Annotated in this window: 19 protein-coding genes and 1 tRNA gene; 10 read left to right on the top strand and 10 right to left on the bottom strand. The window is 59.9% G+C overall.

The genetic code is table 11. From position 1 onward, the window contains the following. Position 1 precedes the first annotated feature (1 nt). The 4 genes from LDB26_RS08450 to LDB26_RS08465 form a co-directional block, all read right to left on the bottom strand. Positions 2 to 1,492, bottom strand: a complete 1,491-nt coding sequence (locus LDB26_RS08450) for an amidase (RefSeq protein ID WP_257541590.1) — start codon at positions 1,490 to 1,492, stop codon at positions 2 to 4. A 19-nt stretch (positions 1,493 to 1,511) separates the two neighbouring features. Further along, positions 1,512 to 3,122, bottom strand: coding sequence for a tannase/feruloyl esterase family alpha/beta hydrolase (locus LDB26_RS08455; RefSeq protein WP_257541592.1), 1,611 nt, complete (start codon positions 3,120 to 3,122; stop codon positions 1,512 to 1,514). A gap of 66 nt (positions 3,123 to 3,188) precedes the next feature. Beyond that, on the bottom strand, positions 3,189 to 5,432 hold the full coding sequence (locus LDB26_RS08460) for a TonB-dependent receptor (RefSeq protein WP_257541594.1): 2,244 nt from the start codon (positions 5,430 to 5,432) through the stop codon (positions 3,189 to 3,191). 277 nt (positions 5,433 to 5,709) lie between these two features. Beyond that, the gene (locus LDB26_RS08465; RefSeq protein WP_257541596.1) at positions 5,710 to 7,788 is read right to left on the bottom strand and encodes a TonB-dependent siderophore receptor; all 2,079 of its coding nucleotides are present in this window, start codon (positions 7,786 to 7,788) and stop codon (positions 5,710 to 5,712) included. A gap of 386 nt (positions 7,789 to 8,174) precedes the next feature. On the opposite strand from LDB26_RS08465, the gene LDB26_RS08470 reads away from it, so the two are divergent. Further along, entirely contained in the window at positions 8,175 to 8,930 is a 756-nt protein-coding gene (locus LDB26_RS08470; RefSeq protein WP_257541598.1) for an SDR family NAD(P)-dependent oxidoreductase, read from the top strand. A gap of 85 nt (positions 8,931 to 9,015) precedes the next feature. Here LDB26_RS08470 and LDB26_RS08475 read toward each other — a convergent pair whose 3' ends face one another. The 3 genes from LDB26_RS08475 to LDB26_RS08485 form a co-directional block, all read right to left on the bottom strand. Then, complete coding sequence (locus LDB26_RS08475; protein ID WP_257541601.1) at positions 9,016 to 10,041, bottom strand: aspartate-semialdehyde dehydrogenase; 1,026 nt, start codon at positions 10,039 to 10,041, stop codon at positions 9,016 to 9,018. A gap of 140 nt (positions 10,042 to 10,181) precedes the next feature. Continuing rightward, positions 10,182 to 12,416 carry a S9 family peptidase gene (locus tag LDB26_RS08480; RefSeq protein ID WP_257541603.1) on the bottom strand — a complete coding sequence of 745 codons (2,235 nt, stop codon included), beginning with the start codon at positions 12,414 to 12,416 and terminating at the stop codon, positions 10,182 to 10,184. Between the two features lie 114 nt (positions 12,417 to 12,530). Next, a tRNA-Val gene (locus LDB26_RS08485) sits at positions 12,531 to 12,605 on the bottom strand. Positions 12,606 to 12,742: 137 nt separating this feature from the next. On the opposite strand from LDB26_RS08485, the gene LDB26_RS08490 reads away from it, so the two are divergent. Next, on the top strand, positions 12,743 to 12,871 hold the full coding sequence (locus LDB26_RS08490) for an entericidin A/B family lipoprotein (RefSeq protein WP_062065648.1): 129 nt from the start codon (positions 12,743 to 12,745) through the stop codon (positions 12,869 to 12,871). A 30-nt stretch (positions 12,872 to 12,901) separates the two neighbouring features. Here the strand turns inward: LDB26_RS08490 and LDB26_RS08495 are convergent, their stop codons facing one another. Next, on the bottom strand, positions 12,902 to 13,090 hold the full coding sequence (locus LDB26_RS08495; protein ID WP_062065651.1) for a hypothetical protein: 189 nt from the start codon (positions 13,088 to 13,090) through the stop codon (positions 12,902 to 12,904). 150 nt (positions 13,091 to 13,240) lie between these two features. Between LDB26_RS08495 and hslV the strand changes: the two genes are divergently transcribed. The 5 genes from hslV (at position 13,241) to LDB26_RS08520 (ending at position 19,047) form a co-directional block, all read left to right on the top strand. Continuing rightward, positions 13,241 to 13,807, top strand: coding sequence for an ATP-dependent protease subunit HslV (gene hslV / locus LDB26_RS08500; RefSeq protein WP_062065654.1), 567 nt, complete (start codon positions 13,241 to 13,243; stop codon positions 13,805 to 13,807). A gap of 41 nt (positions 13,808 to 13,848) precedes the next feature. Then, positions 13,849 to 15,150: an ATP-dependent protease ATPase subunit HslU gene (gene hslU / locus LDB26_RS08505; RefSeq protein ID WP_257541605.1), complete on the top strand. Its 1,302-nt coding sequence runs from the start codon at positions 13,849 to 13,851 to the stop codon at positions 15,148 to 15,150. 71 nt (positions 15,151 to 15,221) lie between these two features. Then, positions 15,222 to 15,992 carry an alpha/beta fold hydrolase gene (locus LDB26_RS08510; protein ID WP_156415284.1) on the top strand — a complete coding sequence of 257 codons (771 nt, stop codon included), beginning with the start codon at positions 15,222 to 15,224 and terminating at the stop codon, positions 15,990 to 15,992. A gap of 59 nt (positions 15,993 to 16,051) precedes the next feature. After that, complete coding sequence (locus tag LDB26_RS08515) at positions 16,052 to 17,866, top strand: M2 family metallopeptidase (protein WP_257541608.1); 1,815 nt, start codon at positions 16,052 to 16,054, stop codon at positions 17,864 to 17,866. A gap of 32 nt (positions 17,867 to 17,898) precedes the next feature. Further along, the gene (locus LDB26_RS08520) at positions 17,899 to 19,047 is read left to right on the top strand and encodes a diguanylate cyclase (RefSeq protein ID WP_062065663.1); all 1,149 of its coding nucleotides are present in this window, start codon (positions 17,899 to 17,901) and stop codon (positions 19,045 to 19,047) included. A gap of 6 nt (positions 19,048 to 19,053) precedes the next feature. Here LDB26_RS08520 and LDB26_RS08525 read toward each other — a convergent pair whose 3' ends face one another. Next, positions 19,054 to 20,508 carry an AMP nucleosidase gene (locus tag LDB26_RS08525; RefSeq protein WP_257541610.1) on the bottom strand — a complete coding sequence of 485 codons (1,455 nt, stop codon included), beginning with the start codon at positions 20,506 to 20,508 and terminating at the stop codon, positions 19,054 to 19,056. 95 nt (positions 20,509 to 20,603) lie between these two features. Further along, positions 20,604 to 21,086, bottom strand: coding sequence for a peroxiredoxin (locus LDB26_RS08530; RefSeq protein WP_257541612.1), 483 nt, complete (start codon positions 21,084 to 21,086; stop codon positions 20,604 to 20,606). 151 nt (positions 21,087 to 21,237) lie between these two features. Between LDB26_RS08530 and LDB26_RS08535 the strand changes: the two genes are divergently transcribed. From LDB26_RS08535 to LDB26_RS08545, 3 genes are all read left to right on the top strand, one after another. Then, positions 21,238 to 21,798, top strand: coding sequence for a YqgE/AlgH family protein (locus tag LDB26_RS08535; protein WP_257541614.1), 561 nt, complete (start codon positions 21,238 to 21,240; stop codon positions 21,796 to 21,798). Positions 21,799 to 21,917: 119 nt separating this feature from the next. Continuing rightward, the gene (gene ahcY, locus LDB26_RS08540) at positions 21,918 to 23,327 is read left to right on the top strand and encodes an adenosylhomocysteinase (protein WP_062065675.1); all 1,410 of its coding nucleotides are present in this window, start codon (positions 21,918 to 21,920) and stop codon (positions 23,325 to 23,327) included. 164 nt (positions 23,328 to 23,491) lie between these two features. Continuing rightward, the gene (locus tag LDB26_RS08545; RefSeq protein ID WP_257541616.1) at positions 23,492 to 25,840 is read left to right on the top strand and encodes a PAS domain-containing sensor histidine kinase; all 2,349 of its coding nucleotides are present in this window, start codon (positions 23,492 to 23,494) and stop codon (positions 25,838 to 25,840) included. Position 25,841: the final 1 nt, after the last annotated feature.

Genomic DNA, 25,841 nt, shown 5'->3' on the forward strand with positions numbered 1-25,841 from the left:
TTTAACTTACCTTGGGACGCTCATTGCGCGGGAAAGCCGCTTGATAGGTCTGGGCGGCGCGAAAGATTTTCGCCTCACTACCCGGAGGGCCGGCAATCTGCAGACCCACTGGAAAGCCGTCGACGAAACCGCAGGGAACCGAGATGGCGGGGAATTTCAGCCAGTTGAACATATCGGTGTGGCTGCAATAGCTACCCATGAAGCTTCCACCCGGATATTTGGGGCCATCGGTGGTCCAGCCCGCTTCCCATTCGGCAATCGGGCGGGTGATGAGCTGCGATGTCGCTGAAAGGATCAGGTCATGCGTCGCAAACAGCTTGCGGAAGCGGTCCCAGTTACGGCCGCGCGCCTCGAAACCGGCTTGCATTACCTCGGGCGGCGGCAGCGACAACCCTTCGGTTGGGTAGAAAGCGAGCCACTGCGCCATGCGGTTGGGCATGATGTCATCCCAAACTTCCTTCGTTTCCGCGACGTTGGCGCCGAGCGAACCCATTTTTGCGGCTTCGGCCCGGCACAGTGCGATCACCCGGGCGCTTTCGGGCCCGGCATAGCGCTCTGTGAAACCGAAATCGTCGGTCCAGGCCAAGCGCATGCCTTTCACGCCCCTGTCGATCCCTGCCAGGAAATCATCGGGCTCGGTCTGGATCGAAAAGGGATCGCGGCCATCGGGGCCTGCCATCACCTGTGTCACCAGCGCAGCATCGCGGACGCTGCGGGTGAGCGGACCGACCGTGATACCAGCGGGCGGACGTGGTTTGGTATAATCGAGTTCGGGGATCAACCCGCCGGTCGGATGCATGCCCACGACGCCGCTATATGCTGCCGGTAGCCTGGTGGAGCCGCCGCCGTCCGATCCGATGGCAACCGGCAGCATGCCGGCGGCCACGGCCGCTGCGCCGCCGGAACTCGACCAGCCGGGCACACGGCTGGTGTCCCAGGGGCTGCGGGCTTCCGCGTCCCAGTTGAAGGGTTTGAAAATGCCTTCGCCGGCCAGCGCGCCACCGCCGCCTGCGCCGAGCATGCTGTTGGTGCCCATGATGATAGCACCGGATTTTCTGAGACGCTCGACGCCGAAATGATCATTCCGGGATATCGCGGCAGGCTTATCGCCCACCTGATGTCCTTTAAGGCCCGCAACCGGAATATGATCCTTGATCGCGATGGGAACGCCGTGAAGCGCCCCCAACCGATCGCCGCGGGCAATCGCCGCATCGGCTGCCCTGGCCTGCTCTAGCGCTCCGGCTCGATCGAGCGTGGCATAGACGTGAAGCGTCTTGTCGAGCGTGTCGGCACGGTCGAGGAAGTGCTGCACAACCTCCGTCACCGATACATCCTTGCGCGCGATCCGATCGCGAAGGTCGGTTGCCGTGGCCCAATGGAGATCGTTACTCCCAGCCGCAGGGACTGCCGCGCTCACGGCCGCCGGCGCCAATATGCCAGCGGTCGCGCCCGCTGCACCTTTTGCAAAATCCCGCCTTGTCATCGTCATCATCCTCTCCTTGCGGGGCTGGTCACTTGGGATCGACGCAGCTGTAATTGCCTGCATCGAAACCGAAATCGCCCGGTCGTCCGTTGAATTTCGCTGTTTTGGGATAGGCGCACATCAACACCGTGCGGGTCGGGGAAATCATGGCATCGGGAGCCGGGCGTCCAGGCATACCCTCGGGCAAGCCCTCTGGCACGCTGGGGCCTGTGCCAACGATAGTGTCGGGCGCAATGTCGCGCTCACGCCAGGCGATAAGCTTTTCAAGTGCGCGGTCGGGGACGTCCTGCGGTCCCATGCCTCCTCCGCAGTGATATGTTCCCGGTGCCAGAAACAGCCGTGCGAAATCGCTGCTGCCGGGGACGGACTGTTGAAGGTCGTTGTAATGGGTGATGATCTCGCTGACCGGGATTCCGGGGTCGGCGATGCCGTGCCAATAGATTACCTTGCCGCCCTTTGCCTTGAAGGCCGAGAGTTTTTCCGGATGACGGGGGGACAGGTCCGCCCAATCATAACCTTCGGCCAGCCGCTTGACGTCTGCTGGATTGTCGAAACTGAATCCGTCGATCACGTCCAGCTTGGGGTCACGGATGAACATATCGCGCATGAAGCTGTTCGCGATGATGTAGCCTGCCGTCGGGGGCGACGGCGCCCAGGGATTGGCCTGACCCTTAACGGGCCGGGTGGCGCCCATGAAGAACTGTGTCCAGCCGGTAGGATTGGTAAGCGCAAAACCATTGCGCGGCCGACCGGGATATACCGCGGGCGGGCCAAGGGCGATCGCCTTGACGGTATCTACCTCATCCTTGGTGAGGCAGTTGGGGCCATCGCCTCCTTTGCACAGCAAGGATGCCGGGTCGAAGCCGCAGCTATTGGGGTCTGCGACCAGCCCATTGGGTGACGCACATTGCTTGATGACAGTCCGCTCGATCAGCGCCAGCTTGGCGGGCGAAACCCAGGCATTAGGCGTGCGGAATATCTGCTGCGTGGTCCAGGTGAACCAGGACGGGTCCCATCCCAGCCCCGGCGCCCCCACGACAGCGCCATCGAAATCGTCGGGATAGCGTTCGATAGCCTGCTCGGTCATCCGGCCGCCGCCCGAGCAGCCGAGCATATAGCGATACATTTTCTGAGCGCCATAAAAGGCCCGCGTCAAAGTCTGCGTCGCGACAGCGGTGACATGACCGGCCCGATGGGCGTGGTCCAGCATCGCGGTCGGATTATCCTTTGCAAAACTCCAGTCGAGGATCGTGCCCTGATGTCCCGTATCCGTCACGGCTACGGCGAAGCCCGCGCCAAGCAGCTTGGGGTTGGCAGGCGGCATAAAACCGGCAGCCCCGCCCAGACCCATGAAATAATAGCGGCCGTTCCATTCGTTAGTGGGCAGCGAGAGAGTGAAATTGATCGTGGAGTCGGGCTTGGTCGCCTTGGCGGTTCCGACAATCTTGCAAAAGGGCGTCGGCATCTGCAGTTGATCGGCGCTCAGAATGTTGGTGCCCTGGGGCGCGATTTTCTGGAGCGCATCGACGCTGCATTGCGCCTTGGGTTCTGCGGAGGCGGGGGGTGGACTGTCCGCCGCCACGGCACTCGCGGATGCGATGGCCAGGGCGGAGGTAATAAAAAGACTGATCTTTTGCATGTTCATCTCCTAAACTGCGTTATGATCGGCGCCGCGAGTTCCCCCTTCCCCGGCGCCGCCCTTCCATCAGAATTCAAAGCGTCCTTCCACGCCGAACATGCGCGGTTCGCCATAGAGATAGGCGACCGTCCCGAACTGGGTGGGGAGCTGATTATTGCCGCCGACGATATAGTCCTTGTCGGTGACGTTGCGGGCGAACACCGCGGCGCTGAAGCCACTGCCGGCGATTCGCCGCCAGTCGAGACGCAGGTCTATCTTGGTATAGGACGGCGCGGTGGAGCCAGGAACGCTGAGCGCCGCTATGGGATTCCCGTTAAAGCGGTTCACCGGATCGAAGGCGATCAGGCTTTGATAGTAAATATTCGCTGTTGCTGTCACGTTCCCCAGGCTTTCCGGTATAGGCAATGTTATGCGCGGCGTGACATTGAGCTGATGCTTGGGCGAATTAGGAAACCGGCTATTGCTCAGGTCGCCAAGCGAAGGGTCGGTGTAGCTGTCATATTTAGCATCTAGATAGGTATATTTGACAGCCACATCGAACCATTTGGCAGGTTTGACCACCAGATCGACGTCAACTCCCTTGATCTTGCCTGCCGCCGCGTTCCGGGTGACGGTCGACGCCGGCGTCGTATTGAGGTTCACGAAACGCTGGATGTTTTTATAGTCGTCATAGAACAGGTCGACATTGGCTCTGATCTGCCACCCGCCAAGCTGCCATTGCGATTTCAGGCCGATCTCATAATCCGTAACGGTTTCTGGCGCGAAAAAACGGTCAGCGGGATTAAGCGCAGTGGAATTGAAGCCGCCGGATTTATAGCCCTTCCGGACGGATGCGTAGACGTTGATATCCTGATTAATCTCATAGAGGGCGTTCAGATTCCAGGTCGTCGCCTTGAACGTGCCTGAGACCGTTGCGCCTCCCAGCGGAATTTCAACGCCGGGGAAGGGCACAAGCGTCGTTGCACTGGTCGAAGAGCGGAAATCCTTGGTTCTGCGTATACCAGCGGTAAGCGTCAGTCCGTCGGTCGGACGGAGGTCGAATTGTGCATAACCCGCCTTGCTGGTGTTTTTGCTATTGCCGATGGCAAAGGCCCTGATCGGCCCTCCGAAAGGCACCAGCACATATTGCACCGTGTCGAACCCAACGCTGGGCCGTGATTTGAAATATTCGTCATAATAGCCGATCGTGCCGGTCAGCATACCGAATTCACCGTGCAGTTGCACTTCTTCGGTACGTTCAATATTGAAATCGGATTGATAGGGATTGCTGACGTCCAGAATGGGCAATGGCGTGCCGTCGATATCATAGTCGGTCTTCTGCTTGAACAAGCGTCGGCTGAAGATGTTCTTGACCGAAATATTATCGTTGATCTTGGCAGTCGTGGTGTTGACGAAACCCTTGGATTTGAGACCATTGCCCAATGGGAAATTGACATTGATTGTGCGCGGTCCTCGCGCAAGCTGTTCCGCCAGATAGGTGGTCAACTGACCTTCGAGTGGGGCAATGTTCGGATTGAGAGAAGCTGGCGTGAACCCGGCGATGGCGGCGCCGGAGCCTGCCTCATTGATATGGGTATATTGATAGATGAAATAGTTCTCCAGCCATTCAAAAGGCTGGATAACGACGCTGGCCCGGAACGAGGTTTTGCGTTCATTGTCCGTGCGTGAGTTGTCGAACAGGTTTTTGGTGAACCCATCACGGCGCAGAATCTGTCCTGACAAGCGAACCATGAGCTGATCGGGAATGAGCGCACCGCCCATCGCGAATTCCAGATCGTGCCGGTCATAGGAGCCAAGACGCCCGATCACATAACCGGAAAATTCATTGCCGGGCTTGCGCGGCACGAACAATACGGCGCCGCCTGTGGTGTTACGGCCGAATAGCGTGCCCTGCGGCCCCTTCAGAACCTGCACATTTTCCAGGTCGAAGAACTGCTTTCCGAAATCGGGCACATCCGCAAAATAGGTGACGACGCCTGGCGAGTTCTGACCGAATGTCTGGCCTTGTCCACGGATGGAAAAGGTGGTGTCGTTGCGGTTGGACGCGGTGTTCTGGACGCTCAGACCGGCGGCCACTGCGGGCAGGTCGTTCAGCGTCTTGACGTTGCGCTCGTTCAGGGTGTCGCCATCAATGGCGATGATCGAAATGGGCACGTCCTGCAACCGTTCGGATTGTCGCCGGGCGGTAACGATGATGTCTCCGCTGAGATCGGAGGATAATTGCGCGGGCGAACTTTGCTGCGCCATCGCGGGTTGCCCTGCCAGACAGGTAGCGAGCGCCGCCAGGCCAACGTGAAAACGATGATTCATATGCATCCCCTCCTGTTTTCCATGCCGCGGCTTTTTATGGCCGCTGACAATCAGAAGCTTAGCGGGATGACTCTCCGAAAATAGTGGGCACAATAGATTGGCGAACTCCGATCATTTTGCCGAAGCCGGCTGCATCATGATGAATCGGACATCGAAGGGCCAGAAATGTGCATCGATGCGCCCACTCTCCGGGCCGTAGCATTTGACGCCTGTCGTTTCGTTTCATGCAATCCGTGCCTCCGATTTCGCAGAGGCACGGATTGCATCAGGCATAGCATCAGAAGCGATAGCCGACGGTGCCCATGACATTGCGGGGCGCACCTACGAAACAGTCGCCGCGTGCAAGGCAAGAGGCATAATATTTGTTGTTGAGCAGGTTGGTCGCGTTGACTGCAAAGCGCCAGTTCTGCCAGTTGATCTCCGCCAGAGCATCAACCGTGGTGCGAGACGGGGTGACGATCGACCAGAGCGAGCTGGTCGATATGCTCTTGCCACTATAGACCACGCCGCCACCCAGGCGCAGCTGGGCCGCGTCGGCGAGGCCGAACGTCTTGGTCGACCAGATCGACGCCGTGTGGCGCGGCATATAGTCGAGGTTGGTGTTCACCTCAGACTTGAGCTTGCTGTAGCCATAATTGGCCAGCAGTTCGAAATTGCCGGGCAGGGTGTGGCTTGCCTCAACTTCAAAGCCCTTGGTCGTCAGTTCGCCCGACTGGGTCGTCGCATTGCCCGCCAGATAGAGTAGGCGGTTGCGCTCCTTGATGTGGAAGGCGGTGACCGTCACCAATGTGGTTGGCGCGGGCTGCCATTTCATCCCTGCCTCGAATTGGGTGCCGGTCTGGGGTCGGTAGGGAGAACCGATGGTGCCGTCGACATTCTGGATGGAACCTGCGACCGGTAGAAAGCTCTCGGTATAGCTGAAGAAGGGCGAGATGCCGGCACCGATTTCACCGATGATGCCGGCGCGGAAAGTCGTGGCATTGTCTTTTTGGCCCGACGAACCGGTGACATGGTCACGGCGGGCGCCCAGCACGACCGAGACGCGATCGAAGAAGCGAATCTGATCCTGCACATAGACGCCGAGCTGCTTCTGCGATTCATAGACGAAAGGGCCGGTTGGATAGTAGGTCAACAGCGCATCCCGATCGATCTCATAGAGGTCGATCGTCTCAACCCCGCCGGCGTAGCGTTTGCCGACCTTGTTCCAGCTATAGTCGACGCCGACGAGCAGCTTATGCTCGATATTCGCGCCGGTGTTAAAGGTGAACTGGAGATTGTTATCGGTCGAGAAGACGTTCAACCGCGCATCGCTGGCGTCTGCATAGAGGCCGATGGTTCGACCATCTGTGTCGAAGGGATTGGTTGGATTGGTGTAGCTGTCGGTATAATGGGTGAAATATTCAAGGTTGCTGTCGATATAACGCGCCTTGAGGCTGAGCCGGACTGCATCGGAGAAGCTGTGGGTGATGGAGCCGCCGCCCTGAAGCGAACGGCCATTATAGCGGTCCCAGCCGGGCTTGCCGACGAAGGCATATTGGCCGAGCCGACCAGAAGGATAGGCCTCGTTCGGGCGGAAAGTGCCGACGATCGGCAGGAATTGAGAGGTCGAACCGGTGTCGTCTTCCTGATAGAGGCCGGTCAGGACAATGTCGGTGTCAGGGGTCGGTTGCCAGCGAATCGAGGGCGCGAACATCACGCGGTCGTCGGGAACATGATCGATATAGGTATCGGCATCGCGGACACGGCCGACCGCGCGGATCGCCAAATTGTCGGTCAGTGCGACGTTAACGTCACCCAACGCTTCTTTGCGGTCGAAACTGCCGTAAACCATGCTGATTTCACCGCGCGTCTCGAACCCTGGCGTCTTGGAGACGAGATTGACGAGGCCGCCGATCGAACCCTGGCCGAAAAGCACGGAGGCCGGACCACGCACGATCTCAACGCGGTCGAAATTATAGGGGTCGGATGTGATGCTGGCATAATAGGAAAAGATATCCCGCATGCCGTCACGGAACTGCAGGGCATCGATGCCACGCACGTTGAAACCGTCGGCGCGGGTGTCGCGACCATAAGGATTGGCGAGCACGCCTGCGGCATACTTCACCGTATCGCTGATGCTGATCGCGCCCTGCGAAAGATATTGGTGGGAAGAGATAACCTTGATTGGCTGAGGGAGTTCGATGAGCGGCGTTTCCGTTTTCGTGCCGGCATTGGCGGCGGTGACGACGATGCTATCCTGTGCGTCGTTTGAATTTTCAGGAAAAGCGGCGAGCTGATCTTCCGCCCGCGCGTTGACGTTCGCCGACAAGGCCAGAAGCGCGACTCCGCAAAGAGCAAGCGAGCGAGCAGCGAGCATGGACATCTCCTTCTATTGCGACACAGTCTTAACTAAGGCGCACGTAGGGCTATTAATAATGAATCGCAATATATGATTTTGCATAGGCTGCGATGGCCATGCCCAGGCAGGCATGGCGCAGATCGCCGCCCCACCCAATTTACCGGATAATCGCGACGACTATGGTGAAATGGTCGTATAGACCGCCTCGGCATCTGCGATGAATATCGGCTATTTGCCGACCCTTCTTGATCCGTTCCTGCATTATTTTGTTAGGCTTGACGTTGTGAAGATGCATGGGCCACAACCGCTCAATAGAGCGGGATGCATGAGCAACCCAGTCATATCGCTCCAATATTTCAGTGTCCGGGGTCTCCATCCGGCGCGACAGCAATAGGAGGTGAAGCATGCCGGCACTTGGTGGACGTACTGCGATCGTTACCGGCGGGGGGCACGGCGTCGGGCGCGGCATTGCCTTGTCGCTTGCCGAGGCGGGGGCTCAGCTTGTTATCTGTGGCCGCACACCGGAAACCTTGAGTGCTGTACGAAAGGAAGTCGAGGCTAGGGGAGGCGTCGCGCTGGACATAGTGTGTGACATCACCCGCGCAGCCGATCTGGAGCGGCTGGTGGCGGCGACCGTGGAACGGTTCGGCGGCATTAATATCCTGGTTAACAATGCCGCTATCGTACCCCATGGGACGCTGCTGGAGATTGATGATGCGCTAGTGCAGGCGGCTTGGGAGACGGGCCCCGTTGCCACGCTTCATCTGATGCGCCTATGTCATCCACACCTCAAAGGCGATGGCGCGATTGTGAACATTTCCTCGGGCATAGCCATCTCCGGCAACGCCCATCGGCGTGGCATCTATGCTGCGACAAAAGCGGCGCTCAACGCCATCTCTCGGGCCGCTGCCAACGAATGGGGACCGGATGGAATTCGGGTCAACACCATCATGCCTGTGGCGCGGACTGAGGCTGTGGAACGCTTCTTCGCGGATGAACCGGAGCGGGCAGAGGCCATGTTGGCCGCCATACCGCTGGGGCGGGTGGGTGATACCGAAGAGGATATCGGCCGCGCGGTGGCCTTCATCGTCAGCCCTGACGCCAGATACATTACCGGCGTGACTATCCCCGTCGATGGAGGCTCAAGCTATATCCGCTAGCCGGACGGCCACGGTCGTGGTCCGGTGGGCTGCCGTGTTGAAAGAAGGCCTTCCAACACGGCGACGCCAGGATGACATAAAAGCCTTAGCCCTTTTTCAGGTGGCGGCGGCCTAGCAGTTCCGCAATCTGCACCGCGTTGAGCGCCGCGCCCTTGCGGAGGTTGTCGCTGACGCACCAGAGCGAGAGGCCGTTATCAACGGTTGAATCCTCGCGTACGCGGCTGATGAAGGTGGCATAATCGCCCACACACTCGACCGGGGTGACGTAACCGCCATCCTCGCGCTTGTCGACGAGCATCACGCCGGGCGCCTCGCGCAGGATATCCTGCGCTTCCTTGGCCGATATTTCTTTCTCGAACTCGATGTTCAACGCTTCGGAGTGGCCCACGAAGACCGGGACACGGACGCAAGTCGCCGTGACCTTGATCTTGGGATCGAGGATCTTCTTGGTTTCCGCGACCATCTTCCATTCTTCCTTGGTCGAACCGTCGTCCAGGAAAACGTCGATATGCGGGATCACGTTGAAGGCGATCTGCTTGGTGAACTTCTTCGCCTCCGCCGGATCGCCGACGAAGATGTTGCGCGACTGTTCGAACAGTTCGTCCATACCCGCCTTGCCCGCGCCGGAAACCGACTGATAGGTGGCGACGACGACACGCTTGATCGTGGCTGCGTCATGCAGGGGTTTGAGCGCCACGACCATCTGCGCGGTGGAGCAGTTGGGATTGGCGATGATGTTCTTCTTCTTGTAGCCGTCGATGGCGTCCGGGTTCACTTCGGGCACGATCAGGGGCACGTCCGGGTCCATGCGGTAGAGCGACGAATTGTCGATCACGATGCAGCCCGCCGCCGCCGCCTTGGGCGCATATTCAGCCGTCGGGCCGGAGCCTGCGGCGAACAGGGCGATGTCCCATCCGGCAAAGTCGAAATGTTCAATATTCTTGCATTTGAGTGTCTTGCCAGTGTCACCGAAATCAACGTCGGTGCCATGCGACCGGGGCGAAGCAACCGCCGCGATCTCGTCAATCGGGAACTCGCGTTCGGCGAGAATGGTCAGCATCTCGCGGCCCACATTGCCCGTGGCACCAACGACGACGACCTTGTAACCCATGACTAAACACTCCACTCCATGCAAAATTGCGGAGTGGGCGCCATAGCGTCGTTGCGTCATTTGTCCAGCTTTATGCGGTTTATTGCGCGAAAGCGTAGCTTCTGGAGAAGGATGTTGGCGCAATGCGGATTGGACCGTCGTCAGGGGGCTGCACTTTCCGGCTTCCCGCCGCGCCGGTCTAGAAAATCCTCGATCGTGCGCCACAGGTGGACGCTGATGCCGGGACCGCCGACGCGATGGGTCTGGCCTGGATAGGCCATCATCTCGAACGGAATACCTGCGCGCTGCATCTTCGCCACGATCGCGGTGGCGTTGTCGAACACGACATTATCGTCCGACATGCCGTGGATCAGGAGCAGAGGGTCCTTGATTTTCACGGAATCGTCAACCGCATCGGATGCCGGGTAGGCGCTGGGCTTGTCTTGCGGCTTGCCCAGATAGCGTTCGGTATAATGGGTGTCGTAAAGCTCCCACTTCGTGACCGGTGCGCCCGCGATGGCGGCGGAAAAGACGCCGGGAGCCTTTTCCAGTAGCTTCAACGACATATAGCCGCCATAGGACCAACCATAGGTCGCGATCCGGTGCGGGTCGACATAGGGCTGGTTCTTCAGCCATTCCACGCCTTTCAGTTGATCGTCCACCTCGACCGTGCCCATGGCGCGGAAGATATGATCCTCGAACGCCTTGCCGCGATCGGGCGTGCCCCGGTTGTCGATGGCGAAGACGACCCAGCCCTTGCTCACCAGATATTGGTAAATCGGCGCGCCCCACTGGTTCGTCACCTGTCGGCCGCCGCCAGGGCCGCCATAATGTAGCATGAAGACGGGGTAGCGTTTGCCCGGTTCCAGCGGTGGGGTCATGATGCGGACGTGCAGCGTGGTGCCGTCCCCGGCTTTCAGGGTATAGAAGCGCGTCTTTGCATGGTCGGCGAGATAAGGGGCGTAGGGATGTTCGCCCCGGATCGCGTTTTCCTCCAGCCATTGCAGTTGTTTGCCATTCGCGTCGGCGAGATAAACCTGCTTGGGCTGGTCCGTATTGCTGCGGGAGACGACGATCCGGCTCGCCTTGCCATCCATGACAGCATCGTTCCACCAACCATTCCGGGTGAGTTGGCGGAGTGGTCCCGCTTTGTCGATGGGGGCGACATAGACCTGCTGCTCCAGCGGAGTTTCGCGGTTGGCGGTGAAGTAGACAAGCCCTTTCGACTCATCGACCCCAATAATGTCGCGGACTTCCCAGTCACCACTGGTGAGGGGCGTCCATTGGCTGTCACGGATGTGATAGAGATGGCCATGGCCGGTCTTTTCCGACCACCAGAGGAAGCTGCCGTCGCTTAGCGGTGTGAAATTGTTGGAAAGATTGATCCAGCTTTTGGCGATTTCGGTGAGGACGACCTTCGCCTTGCCCGTCCTTGGATCGACGGCGAGGAGGTCCAGGCGTGTCTGATCGCGGTTTTCCCGCTGGACGTAGAGGGTTTTGCCATCCTTCGACCAGTCCACGCGGGCGAGATAAATGTCGCGATCGGGACCAAGGTCTACTTTAGTCTGACGGGTGCCGTCGGGCCTCATAATGTAGAGGTCGACAAGGGCATTGGCGGTGCCTGCGGCGGGGTAGCGTTGCTGGTAGACCTTCGTGCCCTCTCCGCCGATGGCGGTGCGGGTGACGATACCGACCGGGCTTTCATCCACCCGGGCGACGGCGATATGGGCTTCATCGGGCGCCCACCAATAGCCGGTGCGGCGATCCATTTCCTCCTGCGCGACGAATTCGGCGACGCCCCAGGTCAGCATGTCGCTGGCGTCGTTCGTAAGCTGCCGGGCTTTGCCATCTATGGGCTGAACGAAGAAATTACCCTCTCGGACATAGGAGACATAGCCGCCCTTGGGGCTGACGATACCGTTCAACTCACCTTCGGGCGTGTCGGTGAGGCGGGTGACTTTTCCGTCCAGTGCGGCAAGGTAGAGATCGCCGTCCACAGGGACCAGGATATTCCTGCCATCAGGCGCCCAGTCATAGGTCGCTATGCCGGAGCTGCCCGCAACGGAGCGGTCGCGTTCCCGCTGCATCTTTTCGGCTTCGGAAAGATCTGCTCCGGTTCCGGCCTTCTTCGAATCGACCAGCATCCGCTGCGCGCCCGTGGCCGTATCGACAGCCCAGAGATCGAGGCGATCTTTCTCATCTTCACGGGGCTTGAGCAGGGTGACGAGCTTTCCGTCAGGGGAAAGTTTCAGCGCACGGGGCTGGGGGCCGGAAAGGTCCGGGCTGGCGAAAACCCGCTCCAGCGTCAGCTTTCCCTGCGCCATGGCCGGGAGAGCCGGAACAGCCAACAGGGCCACGAGCGCGGTAGAGCGGGAGAGTTTGGAGGGCATCGTCATCCTTTCGCCTTGGCGCCCTCGCGCGGCCGCCAGATCAGGCGCACAGAATTAGCGTGCGTTGGATGAAAAGATCAATGCCGGGAAATATTATGTCCAGCCATGGCGGCAAGGCCATGGTGGGCGCGACAGGGATTGAACCTGTGACCCCACCCGTGTGAAGGGTGTGCTCTACCGCTGAGCTACGCGCCCGCTGAGGGAGGTGGGCCATTGGCATCCGTGGCGCAGCCTGTCAAGCAGGTGCGACGGGGCAAATTCACAAAATGGGTTTATGCCTCGCGCTTCTCGGCGCTATAGTCGGTCCGTTATCGAAAAGGAGTGTTTATTCCATGCGCCAAACCGCTGCCCTTGTGATTGCCGGGCTTCTTCTTTCCGCCCTGGCCGCCTGCAATACGGTCAAGGGGGCTGGCCGGGATATCGAATCCGTCGGCAGAGCTGGTGAAAAGGTCATCAACTGACCGGGACGGGATGTCGGATTATTCCCTGACTTATTGAAGGACGCGGCCGGCGACGGGCGCGTCCTTGAGCAAGCGGACGCCATCGCAATCGGGTTCCCCGCAGTCGCATGATTCGACAGTGTAGCGATTGCCGCACATCACCAGCACATCCTGGTCGAAGGAATAGTTGGAAATTCCCGCGCGCTCGACCTTTTCACGAGCTCTGGCCTTGAGGGACATGCACGTCCTTTCCGTGTTGCTGCGATGCACAATGCCAGAGTCGCAGGGCTTGTTCCAGTGGCCCGCGGGGGATCGTCTCCAAAATGACACAATTGGACGCCTGCCGGGCGATGCTTGCATGGCTGCGTTCTTCATCCCATATGCCGGGCCATGAACGACCAACGCAGTCATTCCATGCCGGTATGGCATGGCACCACCATCATGTCCGTCCGCAAGAATGGCAAAGTCGTCGTGGCCGGCGACGGACAGGTTTCCATGGGCCAGACGGTGATGAAGCCCAATGCCCGCAAGGTCCGCCGCTTGCATGACGGGTCGGTGATCGGCGGCTTTGCCGGAGCCACGGCGGATGCCTTCACCCTGTTCGAGCGGTTGGAGGCGAAACTGGAGCGGCATAACGGCCAGCTTATGCGCGCGGCCGTCGAACTGGCGAAGGATTGGCGGACGGATAAATATCTTCGTAACCTCGAAGCGATGATGATCGTCGCGGACAAGGATGTCACTTTGATCCTGACGGGCAATGGCGACGTGCTGGAACCATTGAACGGCGTGGCGGCGATCGGGTCGGGCGGGAATTACGCTCTGGCGGCGGCGCGGGCGCTGGTGGATTATGAAGAGGACGCCGAAGTCCTTGCCCGCAAGGCAATGGCGGTTGCCGCCGACATCTGCGTCTACACCAACGACCAATTGACCATCGAAGAACTGGCGAGCGCAACCTGACGCTTGCCGCCCTGTCTTTCTGCGGATTTCAAGACACGATCATGAACGACAACCTTACCCCCAAAGCCATTGTTTCGGCGCTCGACGCGCATATCATCGGACAGGCGGACGCCAAGCGCGCAGTCGCCGTGGCGCTGCGTAACCGCTGGCGACGCCAGCGCCTGCCCGCTGACCTGCGTGATGAGGTGACGCCCAAGAACATCCTGATGATCGGCCCCACCGGCTGCGGCAAGACGGAGATCAGCCGACGCCTCGCGAAGCTGGCCGATGCGCCCTTCGTCAAGGTGGAGGCGACCAAGTTCACCGAGGTCGGCTATATCGGTCGCGACGTCGAGCAGATCGTGCGCGATCTTGTCGAGGAAGCGGTGCGACTGGAACGCGACCGCCGCAGGGAAGCCGTGCGGGAGGCGGCGTCGGAGGCGGCGATGCAGCGGTTGCTGGACGCGCTCACCGGCAAGGAAGCGAGCGAAGCCACGCGTCTGTCCTTCCGTCAGCGGATCGAAAGCCACCAGATGAATGATGTGGAGGTGGAAGTGGAAGTCGCCGAGGCTCCCTCCATGCCCATGGAAATCCCCGGCATGGGTGGTCAGGTCGGCATGATAAACCTGTCCGACATGATGTCGAAGGCGTTTGGCCAGCAGCAGAAGAAGCGCCGCAAAATGCGCGTTGCCGACGCCTGGGACAAGCTGGTCGAGGAAGAACAGGACAAGAGGCTCGATCAGGACGATGTCGCTCGCGTCGCCATTGCAAGCGCGGAGCAGAACGGCATCGTTTTCCTCGACGAGATCGACAAGATCGCCGTCAGTGACGTGCGAGGCGGATCGGTAAGCCGCGAAGGCGTGCAACGCGACCTGCTGCCACTGATCGAGGGCACCACGGTTTCGACCAAATATGGGCCGCTTAAGACCGATCATATCCTCTTCATCGCATCGGGTGCCTTCCATGTGGCAAAGCCCAGCGACCTTCTGCCCGAATTGCAGGGGCGTTTGCCAATCCGCGTGGAATTGAAGGCGTTGACCGAGGATGACTTCGTGGCGATCCTGTCGGACACGAAGGCCAGCCTCGCGGCGCAGTATCGGGCGCTGCTGGCGACGGAAGGCGTCACCATCGATCTGACCCCCGATGGCATACGCGCCGTCGCGCGCATCGCGGCGGAAGTAAACGGCGAAGTGGAGAATATCGGAGCGCGCCGTTTGCAGACGGTCATGGAAAAGCTGCTGGAAGATGTGAGCTTTGAAGCGGAGGACCGGCAGGGCGAAACGCTGGTCATCAATCAAGCCTATGTCGAAGGGCAATTGAGCAGCATCGCGCGGGACACGGATCTCAGCAAATATGTGCTTTAAGGGCCGTGCGGGGATGGCGGTCGCTTTCTCGACACGGAGCGCCCTTCCTTTTGCTGCCACCGTCATGAAGGATGCAGGCCGTGAATGAAGCGGGAATCGAAACGTTGGAGATCAAGGGTTTCGATGGCCTGCCCATTGCTGTGCATGTAATGGGCGAAGGACGCGACGTGGTGCTGATCCACGGTTATTTTTCCAACGCCTACACCAATTGGATACGCTATGGCCACGCGGCGAAGCTGGTGGAGCATGGCTTCCGCGTCATCATGCCGGACCTGAGAGGGCATGGCGAAAGCGGAAAGCCCCACGATGTCGAGGCCTATCCCGCCGATGCCCTGATGCAGGACGGTTTTGCCCTGGTGGAGCAGTTGGGCCTTACCGATTTTGATCTGGGCGGCTATTCGCTGGGCGCGCGCACCGCGGTTCGCATGGTGGTGAACGGAGCCGCGCCGCGCCGCCTGATCGTGGCGGGCATGGGCGTGGAAGGACTGGTCGATACCCATGGCAAGGGTGGCTATTACCGCAATGTGCTCACCAATCTCGGCACGTTCGAGCGCGGCACGTCCGAATGGATGACCGAAGCCTTCCTCAAGACGACCAAGGGCGATCCGGTCGCTCTGCTGCACATATTGAAAACTTTCGTGGATACGGAACGGGAGGCGTTAGCTTCCATTGTCCAGCCCACCGCCGTCATCTGCGGCCAGGAAGATCAGGATAATGGCAGTGCTTTAGCTTTGGCCGAAGCGTTGCCGGATGGACGTTATATCGAGATTCCCGGCAATCATATGAATGCCGTCACGCGTAAGGAACTAGGACAGGCCATGACGGATTTCCTGTCCGCTTGACTGTATCGCTTCGCTAAGTCACTTTGGCCCCATAGAGACATCTGCAAGGGGCTGTTTCCATGAAAATGCTTGCTTCCATGGCCGTGCTTTCGGCCGCGCTCGTCGTTTCCCCGGCCGTGGCCCAGCAGGAGACGACGCCTCCGGCCACCAACGCCAACGCTTTCCTCGAAAAGGCGGAAAAGGCGATGTTCGATCAGTCATTGGTTCAAAACCATGCGGACTGGATCAATGCCACCTACATCAATGACGATAGCGACGCGCTGGCCGCTTATTTCGGGGCGATCCGCACGCGAATGACAGTGGACTATGCGCTGGAGGCGGCGAAATTCGCGGACGCGCCGGGGCTGAGCGCGGAAACGAAGCGGCGACTGCTGATGCTGCGGACCGCACTGACATTGCCTGCTCCGACGACGCCGGGGGCGGCGGATGAGTTGAACAGCCTCGCGACCAGCCTGCAATCGGCTTATGGCAAGGGAAAAGGGACTTTACGCGGCCAGCCCATCAACGGCAGCGATATCGAAGCCGCCATGGGCACCAGTCGCAACCCCGATGAACTCAAGGAAATGTGGGTGAGTTGGCACGACAATGTCGGCGCGCCGATGCGGCAGGATTATACGGAGCTGGTTTCTATCGCCAATGCCGGAGCGAAAGAACTGGGCTTTGCCGATACGGGAGCTATGTGGCGATCCAAATATGACATGCCGGCCGATGATTTCGCCAAGCTGACCGACAGGATATGGGCGGAAGTGAAGCCGCTCTATAACGATCTGCATTGCTACACCCGCACCAAGCTCAACGAGAAATATGGCAATCCGGTGCAGCCCGACAACGGGCCGATCCGCGCCGACCTATTGGGCAATATGTGGGCGCAGGAATGGGGCAATATCTATGACATTGTTGCGCCCAAGGGCATTGGCGACCTTGGCTATGACATTGGCGACTTGCTGACGGCCAGGGGATATGATCCGATAAAGATGGTGAAGGCGGGCGAAGGCTTTTACAGTTCGCTGGGATTCAAGCCGCTGCCGCAGACATTCTGGGACCGCTCGCAGATCGTAAAGCCGCGAGACCGCGACGTGGTGTGTCATGCTTCGGCATGGGATCTCGATAATAAGGACGACATCAGGATCAAGATGTGCACGAAGGTCAACAGCGACGATTTCGTGACTATCCATCATGAACTGGGCCATAACTATTATCAGCGCGCCTATCAGAACCATCCTTACCTGTATCTGGATGGCGCCAATGACGGCTTCCATGAGGCGATCGGGGATTTCGTCGCGCTGTCGATCACGCCGGATTATCTGGTGAAGATCGGGCTGCTCGATGCAACAAAGGTGCCGGGCCCGGACAAGGATATGGGGCTGCTGCTGCGGCAGGCGATGGACAAGGTAGCCTTCCTGCCCTTTGGCCTGCTGATCGACAAGTGGCGCTGGGGCGTGTTCGACGGGACCATCGCGCCGGATCATTATGAACAGGCGTGGAACGATCTGCGCCGCCAGTATCAGGGCATCGTCCCGCCGGTGTCCCGCGATGAGACGGCGTTCGATCCCGGCGCCAAATTTCATATCCCCGGCAATACGCCCTATACACGGTATTTCCTGGCGCGCGTCCTTCAGTTCCAATTCTATGAGACAGCGTGCAGGCAAGCCGGATGGAAAGGGCCGCTCCATCGCTGTTCTTTTTATGGAAACAAGGCAGTAGGGCAGAAACTTAACACTATGCTCGAAATGGGGGCTTCCAAGCCATGGCCGGATGCGTTGCAGGCTTTCACCGGTCAGCGGGATATATCAGGCAAAGCGTTGCTCGCATATTTTGCGCCTTTGCAGAAATGGTTGCAGGAACAAAATAAAGGAAAGTCTTGCGGCTGGTAATCGTAAAGTAAAGGCATTAATGGGTAGGACCTGTGAACCCTGCCATCATTCTCCTTGCCCTGCTTTTCTTCACCAGTGCGATTATGGCAATCGCTATGGGGATCGCCTGGACGCAATTCGGTCGCCATCGCCATGTGCGAAGCTGGGCGATCGCTTATTGCATATCGGTCGTTCAATGGGCGCTGAACGGCGCTGGACTGTATTTTGGCAGCCCATTGTTGATCAGTATGACGGCGCTGGCAATCATGGCCAGCGCCACCTTCACCTTTATCGGCGTTCGGCAGCGGGCGGGGAGAGCAGTTCCCTGGCGGTGGCTGCTTGTGCCGATCATTCCGTGTGCGATCGTGGGGGTTTATGCGGCTTTGACAAGAAATGGACCGCTACAGGGGATGGCGATCCCCGGATATGCCGGCATCATGATGCTGAGCTCGGCTGCCGCGCTGTGGCCACGGGGCCGCCGCTTCAGCGCGCCGGAAATGGCTTTCTTCGCCCTGCTGTTGCTGTTCGCTGTCTTTGAAGCTTGTCTGGCGACCAGCGCGGGCCTGAACTGGGGAGGACAGCAAGACGCCATGGACAGCTACCGGGTGATCATGGCGTTAGGCTTACCATCAATCTACGTAGGCACCTGCGTTTCGGCCGTGCTCGTCGTCGCGGGGGACCTGGCCCATGAACTGCGCCTCAGGATGCAGCGCGATGTGCTGACCGATGCGCTCAACCGCCTGGGCCTGGAGGCAGCTACCGCGCGCGCAATTGCCAATGCCAAGCGGCATGGTCGTCCGCTGACACTGGTCATTTGCGATTTGGATGGCTTCAAGGCGCTGAATGACAACCATGGTCATATTGCGGGAGACGCGGCCCTGCGGAGTTTCGTCCAACTGGTGACAGCGACGATCCGGCGAGGGGATATTGTGGGCCGCCTGGGTGGCGACGAATTCGGGTTACTTCTGGTGGACAGCGATTCCACCTCGGCCGCTGACGTCATGGAGCGCATTCGCATGGAGATTGGCTGCATGGCATTGCCGCAAGCGCCGCAGGTGAAATTGCAGGCCAGCTTTGGTATCGCGGACCTGCATGAAAAGGACGAATGTCTGGACGATATGGTCGCGCGCGCCGATAGCGCGCTCTATCGGGCCAAGAAGGACGGCAAGGATCGGGTCCGCATCTGGCGTGCAGCCGCCTAACTCCGATCAACGGAAGGGCGGCTCGTTAAAGGCTCTCAATTTGCGGCTGTGCAGCCGGGGGCCTTCCTGACGCAACAGTTCACAGGTTTCTATGCCCACACGCAAATGTCCTGCAATCGCCTCTTCATAGAAGCGATTGGCCTGACCGGGCAGTTTCAGCTCACCATGGATAGGCTTGTCGGAAACGCAGAGCAAAGTTCCATAGGGCACGCGAAACCGATATCCCTGCGCTGCGATGGTCGCCGATTCCATATCTATCCCGACCGCGCGCGAAAGGCTGAAGCGCAGGGCGGAATGGGAATAACGCAATTCCCAATTGCGATCATCGGTGGTCACAACCGTTCCGGTGCGAAGGCGGCGCTTGAAGTCCTCAGGCTTTCCGCCTCCCAAGACGGTTTCTGCGGCTTTTGCGAGGGCGACCTGCACTTCGGCAATGGCAGGAACGGGAATTTCGGGCGGCAGCATCTCGTCCAGCACATGATCGTCGCGAAGATAGGCGTGGGCGAGCACATAATCGCCGATCCGCTGACTGGGGCGCAATCCGCCGCAATGACCGATCATCAGCCACGCTTCCGGGCGCAGAACCGCGAGATGATCGCAGATCGTCTTGGCGTTGGACGGACCCACGCCGATATTGACCAAGGTGATCCCGCTGCGGTCGGGAGCGATCAGGTGATAAGCGGGCATTTGATGCTTGCGCCAGGCGCTGTCGGCTATCATTCGGGCCGGGTCAGCCGTTTCCGGGGTTACATAGACGCTGCCTGCTCCCGAAAGAGCGGTGAAGCGGCTGTCGGGCCGCTGCATTTCTTCGCAGGCCCATGCGACGAATTCATCCACATAGCGATGATAGTTGGTGAACAGGATGTATCGTTGGACATGCTCAGGCGGCGTGCCCGTATAATGCTTCAGGCGCGCTAGAGAAAAGTCCGTCCGCAGGCCGTCGAACAGGGCAAGCGGGCGATCCCCTTCCGCATCAGGCGCAAACAGGCCGTCAGCGATTTCATCCCCGATTTCGGCCAGTTCGGTCGCGGGGAAATAGCGCGCCAGTTCCGTCGGCGGGATGCCGTCCAGCGCGCTGATGTCGAGGCCGTCGAGCACATAGGGAAAAGGGATCTGCTGATCGCTAAGGCCGATGTTCACCTCCACGCCATAGTCGCGAACCAGAAGATCGATTTGTTCGGCGAGATAATCGGCGAACATGGAGGGGCGGGTGATAGTGGTGACATAGCGTCCCGGCTTCGACAACCGGGCAAAGGATCGTCCGGGCGGAGGCGCGTCGGAATCGCCATTGTGGATGATCCGAAGTTCTGGATAGCAGAAGCGCGGTTTGTCAGCACCGTCGGTGGCCGGCACACTGCCGTCGCGGGCATAGACACGTATCGCTTCACGCAGGTCTTCGATGGATTTCCTGTAAATTCGGTCGAGTTGCGTGACGGCGGCGCGGCCAATGCTTTGTGTCATCGGCTTTGATTACATGAGGGACGTGAAGGAGTGAAGGCAGATGCTCCATCGCCATGCGCTCGCGCTGTTGGAGGCAAGCGCATGGCCGTAGGAAATCAAAGCTGTTCGAGCATATGTTCGGCCGAAGAGAGCTTGAAATCGCCAGGTGCTTCCACATTCAACTGATCGACGACGCCATCCCGGACCACCATCGAAAAACGCTGGCCGCGCGTGCCCATGCCGAATTTGCTGCCGTCCATGACCAGATCCACGGCTTTGGCGAAATCCCCGTTGCCATCGGCGAGCATCGTGACCTTGCCTTGCGCGCCGGCCGATTTCCCCCATGCATCCATGACGAAAGCGTCGTTGACGGCGGTGCAGGCGACTTCATCGACGCCTTTTTGCTTCAGCGCATCGGCCTTTGCGATGAAGCCGGGCAAATGCTTGGCGGAGCAGGTGGGCGTGAAGGCGCCGGGGACCGAAAATAGTGCAACGGTCCGTCCGGCGAAAAATGCGTCGAAATCGACCTGCTCCGGCCCGTTTTCCGTCATCTTCGCAAATGTAGCAGCGGGAAGGCGATCGCCTTTTGCTATCGTCATGTCAATCTCTCCTGGCCTGTGAGGAACGGGAGGTCGGCGCTCCCACGGTCGGTGTCAAGGGCAGGGCCGCCACGGAATCTTTCAGGTTGCTTGCCTTGAACTCAGGACAGAGGGGCTTTGGCAATAAGCAAACAGTGCGTATAGTCGGTGCATGGATGACGTACGTTTTTATGGCGGCCAGTTCCTGTTGGCCCTGCCCGGAATGGCGGATTGGCGTTTCAACCATTCCGTAATCGCCCTTTGCGTACATGACGAAAATGGCGCGCTCGGCATTTCCGTGGGGGAGGAAATGGATGGGGTCACTCTGCGCGATCTTCTCGAAAGTTTCGAGATAGACGCTTCCGATGTGCCCGACCGCCCCGTTTTGCGCGGTGGCCCTGTGGAACCGCGGCGAGGATTCGTCCTTCATTCCCTGGACTGGGCCGGGCAGGAGATGATCCAGGTCGGAGATAAATGGGGTTTGTCAGGCTCGCTCGACATATTGAAGGCCATTGCCGTGGGAAGGGGCCCAAGCCGTTATCTCGTGGCTTTGGGCTATGCGGGCTGGGGGACTGGACAGCTGGAGAAGGAAATGACCGGCGATAGCTGGTTCCTTGCCGATGGCGACACGGACCTGTTGTTCGACACCCCGGCAGATAGGAAATGGTCCACGACCTTCGCTGCGGCCGGGATCGATGCATCCCATCTGGTGAGCGGCGCGGGATCGGCCTGATGTCCACACCTACATAAAGAAAAGTTTATATCGAGTTGCCATGGTTCGCTTCGATTGATAAAGCGGCCTTATCCGCGGCGCTTGAGGCGTCGGCAATTCTAGTTCGATGGAGACTTCCCTTGGCAACCGCTCCCGCCGCTCAAGCGCAGGATTATGTGATCCGCGACATCAGCCTTGCCGATTTCGGCCGCAAGGAAATCGAGATTGCCGAAACCGAAATGCCCGGCTTGATGGCGCTGCGTGAGGAATTCGGCGCAGCCAAGCCGCTCAAGGGCGCGCGCATTACTGGATCGCTGCACATGACGATCCAGACCGCCGTGTTGATCGAGACGCTGGCAGAGCTGGGCGCGGAAATCCGCTGGGCTTCGTGCAATATCTTCTCGACTCAGGACCACGCCGCCGCCGCCATTGCGGCGAAGGGCATCCCCGTCTTTGCCGTGAAGGGCGAGACGCTGGAGGAATATTGGGACTATGTCATCCGCATCTTCGATTGGGGTGACACGACCTGCAACATGATCCTGGACGACGGCGGCGACGCCACCATGTTCGCGCTGTGGGGTGCGCGGGTCGAGGCCGGGGAAGAATTGTTCACGCCGACCAATGAGGAAGAGGAAATCTTCGTCGCGACGCTGAAGCGTTTCCTTGCCGAACGTCCGGGCTACCTGACGCAGACCGTCAAGGCGATCAAGGGCGTGTCGGAGGAAACCACCACCGGCGTCCATCGCCTTTATGAACTGGCGAAGAAGGGCAAACTGCCTTTCCCGGCGATCAACGTGAACGACAGCGTCACCAAGTCGAAGTTCGACAACCTCTATGGCTGCAAGGAATCGCTGGTCGATGCGATCCGCCGCGCCACCGATGTGATGTTGGCGGGCAAGGTCGCTGTCGTCGCGGGTTTCGGCGATGTGGGTAAGGGCAGCGCCGCTTCGCTCCGCAATGGCGGCGCCCGCGTGCTGGTGACGGAAGTCGATCCGATCTGCGCGCTTCAGGCGGCGATGGAGGGCTATGAAGTCGTGACGATGGAAGAAGCGGCGACCCGCGCCGACATCTTCGTCACCGCGACCGGCAATGCCGACGTCATCACCGTCGATCACATGCGCGCGATGAAGAATATGGCGATCGTCTGCAACATCGGCCATTTCGACAGCGAGATCCAGATTGCGGGCCTCAGCAACATGAAGTGGACCGAGATCAAGCCGCAGGTCGATGAAGTCGAATTCGCCGACGGCAAGAAGATTATCGTCCTGGCGAAGGGCCGTCTGGTCAATCTCGGCTGCGCTACGGGCCATCCCAGCTTCGTGATGTCGTCCAGCTTCACCAATCAGGTGCTGGCGCAGATCGAACTGTGGACCAAGGCGGACGAATATAAGAACGAAGTCTATGTCCTGCCCAAGCATCTGGACGAAAAGGTCGCGGCGCTTCACCTCGATAAGCTGGGCGTGAAGCTCAGCAAGCTGACGACAAAGCAGGCGGCTTATATCGGCGTCGGCGTCGACGGACCGTTCAAGCCGGATCACTACCGCTATTGATGAAGGCTTTGGGGGAAGGGATCCTTCCCCCTCGGCTCCTTGCGGTCCCATGGCGGACCATAAAAACTTTCTGCCAGCCGCTTCACCCTGCCTGCGAGTTGGGATAGTCCCATGACGATCATGAGCAGGGGTTCCCACGTCGACATAACGGTGAAGAAGGCGCAATGACGCCAATAACCCCGCTTGCCGCCGTCCTGCTGGGCATTGTGCTGGCCATTTGGCTGGCGGCGGCGATATGGGCGCTCATGAACGGCTACCGCATGCGCCGCGAAGGGACGCAGGCGCAGGGGCAGTTCGATCGCCTGTCCATATTGCTGGGTTCCGCCCCGGCAGCCCCTGTCATCATTCATGCCGACGGTCATCTGGAAGCATCCGACCGGCTGGCGAAATGGCTTGGCAAGGACCGGGTTCCCGCTTTCCTGTCCGAATTGATCGCGGAAGATGGCGGATTGGAATCGGATGACGCCGCGGCATTGGGCCGGGAAATCGCGGCCGCCCAAAGAGCGGGGAAGAGTTTTGCACTGCCGATTCGGGGCGTGGGTTCAGCGCGGCTGTTGCTCGTCCGGGGCGCTCCGGCAGGCCCTATGCTGGCGTCGAACGGCGGGGTCGTCTTGTGGATATTCGACGCGACCGACAGCCAGGCCGAAATCGAAACGCTGAAAGGCACGGTCGAACAGCTTCGTGATGCTTTGCAGGCCATGGCCGGACTGGTGGAGGCCGCGCCATTCCCCATGTGGCACCGCACGGCGGACATGCGCCTCAGCCTCGTTAACTCGGCCTATGTCCATGCCGTCGACGGGAGCAGCGCCCGGGAAATTATCGAAAGCGGCACGGAACTGGTGGAAACTGTCGGCGGGATTACGCCGCAGAGCGCCGCCGCCGAAGCCATGGCGGAAGGCGGCCCGGTCACGCGAATGGTTCCCGCCACGATTGATGGTGAGCGCAGGACGATGCGCGTTGTTGACGTGCCGCTTGGCGCCGCGGGCGTTGCGGGGTTCGCCATGGACCAGCATGAACTGGAACAGGCGCGGGTCGAACATCGGCGGCTGGAGGCGGCGCAACGCGATCTGCTGGATCGCCTGTCTGCCGGGGTCGCGCGCTTCGGGCCCGATCGTGCCCTGCGTTTCTGGAACCAGCCTTTCATCAGCCTGTTCGGGCTCAATCAGGATCGGTTGGTCGATGGCCCGTTGTTCGAGCGGGTTCTCGACCAGATGCGCGATGCGCGGCGCGTGCCGGAACATCGGGATTTCCCGGCCTGGCGCGGGGAGCGCCGGGAATGGTTCCTTTCGCCCGATCCGTTGGAGGAAACCTGGCTGCTGGCGGATGGCACGCATTTGCGGGTCTATGCCCAGCCTCTGCCCGATGGCGGGTTGCTGCTGATTTTTGAAGACCGGACGGAACAGGTCCAGTTGTCGAGCGCGCGCGATACGCTGCTGCGGGTGCGGACGGCGACGTTCGACAATCTGTTCGAATCAATCGGCGTGTTTTCCTCCGATGGGCGGCTGTCTCTGTGGAACAGCCGGTTCCAGACGACATGGGGCCTGCCGGAGGAAATGCTGGCGGCCCATCCGCGCATCGACGATCTGATGCAGGCGGTGCAGTCGCGCCTCGCCAAGCCGCAGCAAGTCAATCTCGTTCGCGAACTGGTGCGGGCCGCCACGCTCGAACGTAAGCAGCGCGTGGGACATGTCGGGTTTGCCGATGGCCATATCTTCGAATTCGCGGCGATCCCGTTGCCGGACGGCAATGCGCTCTTCACCATGCTGGACGTGACCGACAGCCGCCGCGTCGAACAGATATTGCGCGACCGCAATGAAGCTCTTGAGCAGGCGGATAAGGTCAAGACGGCCTTTGTCGCCAATATGAGCTATGAACTTCGAACGCCGCTTACCACCATTTCCGGGTTCGCCGAGATGATGAGCGCAGGCTATGCCGGAGCACTCAGCGAAACGGCGAAGGACTATGTCGATGGCATCCTTCAAAGCACGTCCCGGCTGGGGATGATGATCGACAATGTGCTCGACCTGACGCAGGGGGAAGCCGGAACGCTTTCCATCGAACATGCTTCCGTCGACCTGACCGCGCTGGCGCGGGAAAGCGCGGCGCGGATCGCACTGGCGGCAAAGGCAAAGGGGATCGATCTGGCGGTTTCCCTTCAGGATACATTGGGCGCCGTGCAGGGCGATGCCCGCCGTATCGGCCAGGCGCTGGATCATCTGCTGGAAAATGCCGTAAGCTATTGCGGCAACGGCGCACGCGTCCTGCTGCACGGAGACGGCGACGCGGACAGGGCACGGCTGGTAGTGTCGGACAATGGCCCCGGCATCAGGATCGAGCGCCAGTCGGCGATTTTCGACCCGGCGGCACGAGCGGAGCAGGCGCGGCAGGGCGGAAAGGCAGGCATCGGCCTGCCCCTCGCCAAGCAACTGATCGAAGCGCATGGCGGCGCTTTTCAGCTTGCTTCGGAACCGGGGCAGGGCACCATGACGGTCATGGAATTGCCCCGTGGCTGAG

This window comes from Sphingobium sp. CFD-1 (genome assembly GCF_024611115.1).
Classification (GTDB): Bacteria; Pseudomonadota; Alphaproteobacteria; order Sphingomonadales; family Sphingomonadaceae; genus Sphingobium; species Sphingobium baderi_A.